The sequence below is a fragment of the Nocardia sp. NPDC046473 genome, from assembly GCF_040645995.1.
GTDB lineage: Bacteria > Actinomycetota > Actinomycetes > Mycobacteriales > Mycobacteriaceae > Nocardia.
Map to the genome: position 1 here is coordinate 181557 of NZ_JBEYZJ010000009.1, position 9152 is coordinate 190708.

10 protein-coding genes are annotated in these 9152 nt (G+C 67.3%); 5 read left to right on the forward strand and 5 right to left on the reverse strand.

The features are described from left to right. Window positions 1–18: 18 nt before the first annotated feature. From ABZ942_RS31245 to ABZ942_RS31255, 3 genes are all read right to left on the reverse strand, one after another. Window positions 19–897: a universal stress protein gene (locus ABZ942_RS31245; RefSeq protein WP_357388275.1), complete on the reverse strand. Its 879-nt coding sequence runs from the start codon at window positions 895–897 to the stop codon at window positions 19–21. Window positions 898–927: 30 nt separating this feature from the next. Continuing rightward, complete coding sequence (locus ABZ942_RS31250) at window positions 928–1839, reverse strand: universal stress protein (RefSeq protein ID WP_357388277.1); 912 nt, start codon at window positions 1837–1839, stop codon at window positions 928–930. A gap of 133 nt (window positions 1840–1972) precedes the next feature. Next, window positions 1973–2500 carry a flavodoxin domain-containing protein gene (locus ABZ942_RS31255; RefSeq protein ID WP_357388279.1) on the reverse strand — a complete coding sequence of 176 codons (528 nt, stop codon included), beginning with the start codon at window positions 2498–2500 and terminating at the stop codon, window positions 1973–1975. Between the two features lie 261 nt (window positions 2501–2761). Here ABZ942_RS31255 and ABZ942_RS31260 point away from each other — a divergent pair, with 261 nt between their 5' ends. The 3 genes from ABZ942_RS31260 to ABZ942_RS31270 are packed head-to-tail and all read left to right on the forward strand — an operon-like array spanning window position 2762 to window position 4535. Then, the gene (locus ABZ942_RS31260) at window positions 2762–3364 is read left to right on the forward strand and encodes a hypothetical protein (protein WP_357388281.1); all 603 of its coding nucleotides are present in this window, start codon (window positions 2762–2764) and stop codon (window positions 3362–3364) included. After that, a complete protein-coding gene (locus tag ABZ942_RS31265; protein WP_357388283.1) occupies window positions 3361–3636 on the forward strand; it encodes an SHOCT domain-containing protein in 276 nt (91 codons plus the stop codon). The genes ABZ942_RS31260 and ABZ942_RS31265 overlap by 4 nt, the downstream gene beginning before the upstream one ends. Continuing rightward, window positions 3633–4535, forward strand: coding sequence for a universal stress protein (locus ABZ942_RS31270; protein ID WP_357388285.1), 903 nt, complete (start codon window positions 3633–3635; stop codon window positions 4533–4535). Before ABZ942_RS31265 ends, ABZ942_RS31270 begins: the two co-directional genes overlap by 4 nt. On the opposite strand, the gene ABZ942_RS31275 is transcribed toward ABZ942_RS31270, so the two are convergent. Continuing rightward, window positions 4536–5696, reverse strand: coding sequence for a serine hydrolase domain-containing protein (locus ABZ942_RS31275; protein ID WP_357388287.1), 1161 nt, complete (start codon window positions 5694–5696; stop codon window positions 4536–4538). Between the two features lie 158 nt (window positions 5697–5854). Here ABZ942_RS31275 and ABZ942_RS31280 point away from each other — a divergent pair, with 158 nt between their 5' ends. Beyond that, window positions 5855–6520 carry a MerR family transcriptional regulator gene (locus ABZ942_RS31280; RefSeq protein WP_357388289.1) on the forward strand — a complete coding sequence of 222 codons (666 nt, stop codon included), beginning with the start codon at window positions 5855–5857 and terminating at the stop codon, window positions 6518–6520. Window positions 6521–6558: 38 nt separating this feature from the next. On the opposite strand, the gene ABZ942_RS31285 is transcribed toward ABZ942_RS31280, so the two are convergent. Next, window positions 6559–7848, reverse strand: a complete 1290-nt coding sequence (locus ABZ942_RS31285) for an amidohydrolase family protein (RefSeq protein ID WP_357388291.1) — start codon at window positions 7846–7848, stop codon at window positions 6559–6561. 614 nt (window positions 7849–8462) lie between these two features. On the opposite strand from ABZ942_RS31285, the gene ABZ942_RS31290 reads away from it, so the two are divergent. Then, window positions 8463–9026 carry a hypothetical protein gene (locus ABZ942_RS31290; RefSeq protein WP_357388293.1) on the forward strand — a complete coding sequence of 188 codons (564 nt, stop codon included), beginning with the start codon at window positions 8463–8465 and terminating at the stop codon, window positions 9024–9026. Window positions 9027–9152 lie beyond the last annotated feature (126 nt).

Genomic DNA, 9152 nt, shown 5'->3' on the forward strand with positions numbered 1-9152 from the left:
TCCTCGAATGGGTGCTGGTCAGTTCGATGGGCGGGCGATGATGATCGGGCAGTCGGCACCGTGCAGCACGGCCTGGCCGACCGAACCGAGGGTCATGCCGGGGAAGCCACCGTGGCCGTGGCTGCCGACAACGAGCAGCTGGGCGAGTTCGGCGGTGCCGAGCAGACATTTGGCCGGGCGGGCCTCGGTGACGAGCCGGGACACCTCGACCTCGGGATACTTCTCCTGATAGCCGGCGATGCTCTCGGCCAGCAGCGTCTCACCCTCGCTCTGCATGTCGGTGCGCGCGATATACCGGTTGATTTCCGACCAGGCGAAGACCGCGAGCAGGGGAGCGCCGCGGCGGGACGCCTCATCGAAGGCGACCTCGAGCGCGAGCGCCCCGCCGGCCGAGCCGTCGACGCCGACGACCACCGGACCATTCGCACCTACCGACGTTTCGTCGTTCGCCTCCGGGATCACCGCGACCGGGCAGTTCGCGTGTCTGGCCAACGACGTGCTCACCGAACCGAGCAGGCCGCGGCGGAGCACGCCGTAGCCGTGCGTGCCGACGACGAGCAGCCGCGCGTTCGCCGATCGGTCGCGCAGCACCGGAATCGGCGGTGCTTCGACGACGAAAGTGCTGATGTCGAGGTCACCGATCGGGGCGGCCGCGGCCGCTGCCGACTCGCGGGCCTTGGCGACGATCAGCTCGCCGGACTGCCGGTAGGTCTCGTAGTCGAATTGCGGAAAGGCGAGGCCAGGACCGAAGTCCATCGGGGCGGCGATGGCGTGCACGATGTGCAGCGGCGCGCCGTGCCGGGCCGCGTCGCAGGCGGCCCAGCGCACGGCGTCGGTCGCGGCGGCGGAGCCATCCGTGCCGACGAGGACAGGAGGGTTGATCATGTTGGAGGACATCGGATTCAGGCCTTTCTAGAGGGACAGCGGTCAGTTGGTGTGCACGACCATCACCGGGCAGTGCGTGCGCTGGACCAGCGCATTGCCGGTGGACCCGAGCAGCAGGCCGCGGAACCCGCCGCGGCCGCGGCTGCCGACGACGACGAGCTGTGCGGCCTTGGACCACTCGATGAGGTAATGGCGTGGCCGGGACAGGTACACCTCGCGGGTGACCACGACATCCGGGTACTTCGCCTGCCAGCCGGCGATCTGCTCGGCCAGCACCGTGCGCGCCTCGGCCGCGATGGCGGGATCGGTGATGGCGCCCTCATAGCCGGAGAGCCTGTTGAGCGGCAGATCGGCCCAGACGTGCACGGCGACCAGCGGCGCGTTCCGTTGGCTCGCTTCGGCAAAAGCGGCTCCTACGGCGACTTCGGAGACCGAGCTCCCATCGACACCGACCACCACCGGCCCCGCGCTGCTCGTCGGCCGATCAGTGCCGCGGACGACCACGATCGACCCGTGGCCGTGACTGGCCACCGCCAGCAGCGTGGACCCGAGATTGCGGATGGTGCCGCCCTCGCCCGAAGCGCCGATCACGACCAGGTGGGCCGACGCGGAACGTTCGATCAGCAAGTGCGCCGGATTGTCCTCGGAGACTTCGGTTTCCACGGTCAGCGCGGGATCGACGGTCAGCGCCGAGGCGCGTGCGGCGGCCACTCGGTCCGCGCCCTGCTTGCGGATCGAGTCGATCACCGCGGGAACCATCAGGTCATAGCTGCCCAGAACTCCGCGCATCGCCGCGAGATTGAGGCCGTTGACAATGAGCAACCGCCGATTGCGCCGCGATGCCGTCTCGGCCGCCCAGCGCACGGCGAGGTCGCCGGATTCGGAGCCATCGGCGCCGACAACCACTGGGGCCGTGGCGATTCCGTGTGGGTCATCGGTGTGCTGAGTGGCCATTGGAGCGTCCTTCTGATCTCTGTGGTCCGGGTATCTGTACGTTATGAATGGAGTGCGGCCTGGCACGTCTGTCCTTGGTCACGAACACGAGGGTCCAAAGGCCGCATCGGGTTTCGGTAACGGCAGCCCGTTGTCAGTGCAAGTGCGCGATGCGGTCGTGCTCGGTGAAGGCGAGGAGTTCGCCCCACGCCTGTGCCCGTGCCAATTCGCCCTCGCTGAGTGGTCCGGTCATCCCGTCGACGAGGAAGTTCATCGGGTCGTCGGTCAGTTGATAACCCAAGCGCCGCAATCGTTTTGCCGCGCCACGTGCAGCGGATCCCGGCATCCAGGACGGCTTGCCGGTCTTGGTACCGAAGGCCGCGGCCCGGCTGCCCGCGGCGACAGGAAGCGCCGCGTCGAGCCATTCCCGAATACCGATGTCGACCACGACGGGTGCCTCGGTGCGTCCGGCGGCGTCGAGCCTGGTTCGCTGCCTACTCAATCCGAGCGCGTGCGTCGGGCCGCCGACCACCAGGAGATCTACCGTAGGCGCCGATGTGCTCGCGGCCTCGCACACATTCAGTATCTCTACGGTGCCGTGCGTGCGCAGGCCCGTCGCGATGGCCTCGGCAATGGCAGCGGTGTTGCCGAACATGGATTCATAAACGACTCGTGACCGCATCTCGGTCTCCTCTTTTACCTGCTGGAGCTGGTCAAACGTGACGTTACGGTCGCGTAGGGGCAGCGCACAGAGCCGAACCGACGCATGCCGAGGGACCTTCGGCACCGGTCAGGCGCCCTCTTGCCGCCGCTCGCGGCCAGGCCGGCCGGAATACGGGGCCACTCGGCCGGTCACCGGTGACTTTCTTCTCTGCCTACGCGTCCGGCCGGGCGGGATGCTCGAAGTCGACAGCAGATGCCGCCGAAAACGAGGTGAATGGCGATGTCGGAGAACCTGATCATCCCGATCCAGTCGTCGTGGCGACAAGTGACCTGCTGGTGGTCGAGGCAACCGTGGAGTCCGAACCCGTTGCTGCGAGCATCGGACCGGTTCGAAGCCTTGCTGCGGATCGTGGCCGTGCTGGCCGTGGTAGTGGCGGTGCCCGTCGCGGGCGCGCTCGGCACGGCGGCCTACACCGACAGCGCGAGGCAGATCAACGCCGAGAATGCGGCAAAACACAGCGTCACCGCGGTGCTCACCGAGGACTCGACAGAGTCGGCGGCGCACGAGTTTCAAGCGCACGTGCGCTGGGACGACAACGGCCGCGCCGGCGCCGCCGTCGTACCGGTGCGCCGCAGCCTGCAGGTCGGCGATCACGCCACCGTGTGGCTGGGGCAAGACGGCGCGCCGACTACCGAACCACGTCCGTCGGCTGCGGCCGCAATGACCGGTATCGGTGTCGGCGCCACCGTGCTCGGCAGTACTTGGTTCGTCGGCTGGTGTCTGGTGCATGGTGCCCGATGGCTGCTCGACGCACGCCGTAACGCCCGCTGGGCGCACGAGTGGCGGCAGCTCAGCCGTCCGATCAGAGAGGACAGGCAATGATGTATTGGTATGGGGACGGCCCACAGTGGTGGATGTTCGTGCTCATGATGCTGATCGTGGTTCCGTTGTGGATCGCCGCGGCGGTCGCGATCATCTCGATCAGCGGGCTCGGCCGCCCATCGGAGAAGAGGTCGGACGAGTCGACCCGGCTCGCACCGGAGGCGCTGCTCGCGGAGCGGTTCGCCAGCGGTGACATCGATGAAACCGAGTACTTGCATCGCCTTGCGGTGTTGCGGCCGACATCCGCGCAGCCGGTCGGCGTCAACCAATGACCACCGAAAGCGCTTCGCCGTCAACGCAACTCAACCCTCCGATCCTCGCTGCCGTCGACGGTTCGGCGAGTTCGTATCAGGCCGTGGCCTGGGCGGCGGTCGAAGCCGGACTGCACAACTGTGGACTGCACCTGGTGAACTCGATGGCGATCCAGACCGGGTTCGGGCCGGGGATGTCCCTGGGCGAAGCCGATTTGGAATGGTTGCGCAAGGACGGCGAGCGAGTCCTCACCGAGGCCAACCGAATCGCACGTACCGCTGCGCCCGGCGACGAACCACAGATCACCACCGAGGTGTCGTTCGAGCTGGTCATTCCGCTGTTGATCGAACGGTCCGCACACGCGCGGATGCTGGTGGTCGGTAGCCGCGGAATCGGTGCGTTCCAGCGCGGCCTACTCGGGTCGGTCAGTACCGCCGCTACGCACCACGCGCGTTGCCCGGTCGCGGTGATCCACGGGATCTCGGCCATCGACGCGGTCTCCGCGAGCCGTCCGGTTCTCGTCGGCGTCGACGGCAGCAGCAATAGTGTTGCGGCACTGGAGCTTGCCTTCGAGGAAGCCTCGCGGCGCAAGGTCGGTTTGACCGCGCTGCACGCGTGGAGCGATGCCAGCGGACTGGACGTGCCGGTCCCGGGTTGGGATGGCGCGCAGGAGTCCGCGCAGGCGGTCCTCGCCGAAAGCCTCGCCGGTTACACCGAGCGTTACCCGGACGTGGCGGTGCGCCGAATTCTGGTGGCCGACAGGCCGGTTCGCTCGTTGCTCGACGAGTCGGCCAATGCGCAACTGGTCGTCGTCGGCAGTCACGGCCGCGGCGGGTTCACCAGTATGGTGCTCGGCTCCACCAGCAACGCGCTCCTGCATTCGGTCGAGGTGCCGATGATCGTCGTCCGCCAGCACTGATCAGGGTGCGGTGCAGACCGCGGTGTCGAAGGCCTTCAGTACCGCGTCTTCGCTCGGGCCGTCGCCGGGTAGCTCGTTGACGGCGACGGTCACCGCGCGCCCGTCGGTGGTCACGCCGTTGCGGGTGTGGAATCCGGAAATGCTGCCGCCGTGGCCCCAGACCTCTTTGCCACACGACACCGGATAGCGGATGAGTCCGAGCCCGTAACCCGCGCCCGGCATGCGGTCGAAGACCATGGTGTTGCGCTTCATCTCGTCCAATTGTGCTGTGGGCAGCAGCTTTCCAGCGAGCAGTGCGATGAAGAACCGGTTCAGTTCCGCGCCGGTGGCGATCATCGCACCGGCCGCGCCGGCCCAGGATGGGTTGAACTCGGTGTACTCGATGCGGTGGTGATCAATCTGCAGGTAGCCCAACGGATGTGGGGCGCGGAGGCCGGTCTCTCCGGGTGCCGGGTAGTACGTTGCGGCCAGCCCGAGGGGTTTGATGATCCGGCGGGTGATTTCCTCGGCAACCGGTCGCCCGGTGACCCGCTCGATGATCATGCCGATGAGTAGATAGTTGGTGTTGGAGTATTCGGCTTTCATGCCGGGCGTGAAACGCGACGGCAGGGCCAAGACCGGCCGCACCACCTCGGCGACATCGAACTGCTGCCAGCGCATCGCCGCCAGATCGGCCTGCGGAGTCTGCGACAGCAGTTGCTCGGTATCGGGCAATCCACTGCTGTGCTGCAACAGGTTTCGCACTGTGATCCGGGTGCCGTCATTGCCGCCACCCCGCACGACACCAGGTAGGTAGCGCTCGACGGGCGCGTCGAGGTCCACGGTGCCCTCCGCGACCATCTGTAGCAGCACCGTGGCCGTGAACGTCTTGGTGTTGCTGCCGATCCGGAGGTAACCGTTATCCGGAAAGCGCGCGCCGGTGGCGAGGTCGCCGACCCCCGAGGATGCGGTCCAGTCCCGGCCTCGCTCGGTGATCACGATCTGGGCGCCGGGCAAGCCCGTCCGCACCACCGCATCCAGTGCCGGGATGATCGCGGCCCGTCGCGGTTCCGGATCATCCGCCGCACCGGCACCGCAGGCGGTGACCGCGCACGCCAGCCCCACCGTCGCCCCGAGTAGCACCGCCTGTCTTGTCGCGCGCCGAAATAGGCTCGTACTCAAGGGGTTTCCTTCCGTAGATGCGCATGACCGGCTCCCTGTGCATCCGTATGCGGAGCTGGTGGCCGGTCATGCCGTCTGTCTTGAATGGATAGCCAGGCTATCCGCTTATGGGTAGCTACACTATCCATAGCGCAATCGGATCGGCAAGGGAGTCCCGGGTGAACACGGAAGGTCGAATGCGTATCGCGGAGTTGAGCAAGCGCAGCGGGGTTTCTGTGCCCACGATCAAGTACTACCTGCGTGAGGAGCTCCTGATGCCGGGGGAGTTGTCGAGCCCCAACCAGGCCACCTACCACGACGAGCACTTGCGCCGACTGCGGATGATTCGCGCGCTCATCGAGGTGGGCGGCGTGTCGGTGGCAGCCATCGGACAGGTACTCGCCGCCGTCGACGGACCGGAACTGTCCACGTTCGAGCTACTCGGGACCGTCGCGGGGGCCCTGGACAAACAGCCACAAACGCCGACCGAGGACATCGAATGGACCCGCGCGCGAGCTGAAGTGGACGCCGCACTCAGCCGCCGCGGCTGGCAGGGTGGCCGCGACTCGGCCACCGACGCGCTGGTCGAAGTACTGGTCAGGATGTCCCAATTGGGTTACGACACTTGGGCATCGGAAGGACTCGATGCCTACCTGGATGCGGCCGAACGGGTCGCCGAGATCGACGTCGAGCACGCGCTGCGCGCCTCGAACCGCGCCGACCTCGTCGACGGAGCCGCGGTGATGACCATCCTCGGCGACGCCGCGCTGGGCGCCGCACGCCGGATCGCGCACGTCCACGTATCCGCCGGCAGGCTGGGCCACCTCGGGGAGCGGGAGAACTGAACACCCGATAGGCGGCTACCCGTGGAGTTGGAGCCTGATCAGCTGGCGTTGGACGGGTCGAAGCCGGTCCGGCGTGCGCGGACGGCGGCCACGGCCTTGGCGACTCGGGCATCGAAGGCGTCGAGCTGCGCGGCTTCGGCAGGGCTCGCGACGAAAGCCTTTCGGTCGCAGGGCGTGCCCGCGCGCCAGATCCGCTCGATGTTGCGGGTCGCGGTGATGTCGGTCAACGGGTCGCCGGATACGAGCAGCAGGTCCGCCCGTTGCCCGGGGGCGATACGTCCTCGGTCGGCGAGGCCGAATACTCGTGCCGGTTCGGTGGTGGCAGCGGTCAGGGCCTGCGCCGGACTGATGCCGCACCGGACGAGGAGTTCCAACTCCCGGTGCAGGCTTGCGCCGAACACGGTGCCCGGGTTCGGGGCGTCGGTGCCTGCCAGCACAGCTACTCCCGCATCGACCAGTCGCCGCACGGTGGCCTCGGCCCGCGAGTAGGGCGGCATCTTCCCGCCGCGCAATCCCGAGGCACCCGAGGCCAGCCGGCGTGACCAGGCGTCCCCGAGCGCCTCGGCCAACCGCGGGTCACCCAGCACTGCTGCGCCACCCTGTTCGCCGAGGGCGTTCTCGACGGTGGCCAGCGTCGGACCGACCACGATTCCGGCCGCGGCTATGCGTTCGACCAGTGCATTGTCCAGTTCGGCGTCGACGGGGACGTGGGCTACCACGTCGACACCAGCGGTAACGACCTCCGCCACGCCGGCCGTCGAGCTCACGTGCGCGACGACGACCAATCCGCGGGCGTGCGCGGCAGTGACCAGCGCCTTGATGGTCTCGGAGTCCAGTGCAGGCCACAGACCCCCGGTGCCGGAGAAGATCTTCAGATAGTCCGAGCCCTCCGCGATCCGTTCCGTGACGAACTGCTCGGCTTCCTGCGGGGCGGTCAACGTCGGGAACGGCGCGTACATCAGCGACGGGTGCCCGCCGGGCGCGGTGGCGCCGACACCGGAGGAACGCACATCGGCCACGTCCAGGTGAGAGTCGGCCTGCTCCTTGGCACCGGCCACCAGGTCGGGTTTGCTGAACATGTCGAGCACGGTGGTCACGCCGAAGGTCAGCGATTGCGCGAGGGCGCCCGGAACGAGGTGCACGTGCGTGTCGATCAGCCCGGGAAGCACCGTCGCGCCCGCCGCGTCGATCACCTCGTCGCCTGTTCGGGCGGCCGAAGTCGCCGCGCACTCGGTGATCTGCCCGTCCGCGAACCGAACCGAACTCCAGTCCTGCGACATCGTCCCGTCGAACACCTTCGCGTTCACAATCGTTGTTGCCGCGGCCACGACGTCCTCCCGATCGACGAGCTTCGAACCACCGGCACAGTACCCGCGTTGTCGGCCTGCGCAACGAGGACTACCTGGCCACCGGCGCCCAGACACTGTTGCCTGCGTCACGACCTGATCGCGATCCGGCGTCGACGCTCGACGGCCTGCCTGCGGACGTAATGCGTTAGGCGACAAGGAATTCCCTGGTCAGCGGCGGTGGGTCGGGGGGAATGCTGTCTGCGCCGAGGGCGACGGCAAGCGGATCGACTACCCTGGGCGCTGCACTGGAGATTGTCGGATGTGAGGAAGATTTATGGGAAGCGTTGTCCTCGACGTTGTCGCGTTGCTCGCCAATCGTGCGGCGATGTTCTGGAATTGGATGGCGACCGGGTCGTCCGGATTTCCACCGCTGTAATGTCGCGATGAACGGTTCGTTCGGCGAACGCCCTGGTCTTGCGGCCGGGGCGTTCGTGTATTGCGGGGTTGTAGCACTTTCCAGCGCGGGTGGACTTCGCTGGCTACCGTGGTGACTCGACGGCGATCTGTCTGATTGCGGCCTGGCGGCTTGTGATCGCAGTCGGGTTAGGGGTTTTCGCGGTCGATCGGGGTATGCCCCCCGTATGTTGAGCACCGTGAAGACCGCTGGCACGACGCGTCGAACACCTGGCTGGTTCGTACTGTGGATGGGGCTGCTGACCGCCCTGATCGTGCTGTGCTGCCTAGTCTTGTTCTGGCAGTTGGCCGCCGAGGGCACCTTCCCGATCAAGGTCATCCTGTGGGTGGCCATCGGCGTCCTCGGCGCGATCGCGCTGCTGTTCGGCCTACTCGGCCTGTTCCGCTACCACTCCTTCTTCTACAGCCTCATCGCCCTCGTCGTGATCGGCGTCTTCGTCGCCCTCGTCTGGCAGAACGTCCCCGAAACCACCGGCTGGAAACTCTCCCGCAACATCCTGCAAAACCAGGCCACCGACTGCGCCAACCCCGGCCACCGCACCCGCCTAGGCGTCTACACCATCACCTACATCACCCGCCGAGACGGCGGCTGCCTCTTCTACACCGAAGGCGGCGAATCGAATTCGTCCCGCGGCTTCGCCTACTTCCCCGACGCCGCCCCGCCCTACCTCGGCACCCCCACCTCCGGCATCGGATACACACCGTTCCAAGGCAATTGGTACCGCTTCACCGAAGAGTCCTGAACACCTTCACCATCCGTGCAGGTGAATGGTCGGGGGGGGCCGCCGGGGTGTGGGCGCCCCGGTGGGTGGGTCGTCGCGCGGGGGGGGGGTGGGGGGTCGCGGGCTAGATATGGGTGGCCGGAAGAA

Bases quoted from the DNA above. Each gene is read 5' to 3' on its own strand.
- ABZ942_RS31265 (WP_357388283.1), top strand. From the start codon at position 3,361: ATGATGTATTGGTATGGGGACGGCCCACAGTGGTGGATGTTCGTGCTC.
- ABZ942_RS31270 (WP_357388285.1), top strand. From the start codon at position 3,633: ATGACCACCGAAAGCGCTTCGCCGTCAACGCAACTCAACCCTCCGATC.
- ABZ942_RS31255 (WP_357388279.1), bottom strand. From the start codon at position 2,500: ATGCGGTCACGAGTCGTTTATGAATCCATGTTCGGCAACACCGCTGCC.
- ABZ942_RS31245 (WP_357388275.1), bottom strand. From the start codon at position 897: ATGTCCTCCAACATGATCAACCCTCCTGTCCTCGTCGGCACGGATGGC.
- ABZ942_RS31260 (WP_357388281.1), top strand. From the start codon at position 2,762: ATGTCGGAGAACCTGATCATCCCGATCCAGTCGTCGTGGCGACAAGTG.
- ABZ942_RS31250 (WP_357388277.1), bottom strand. From the start codon at position 1,839: ATGGCCACTCAGCACACCGATGACCCACACGGAATCGCCACGGCCCCA.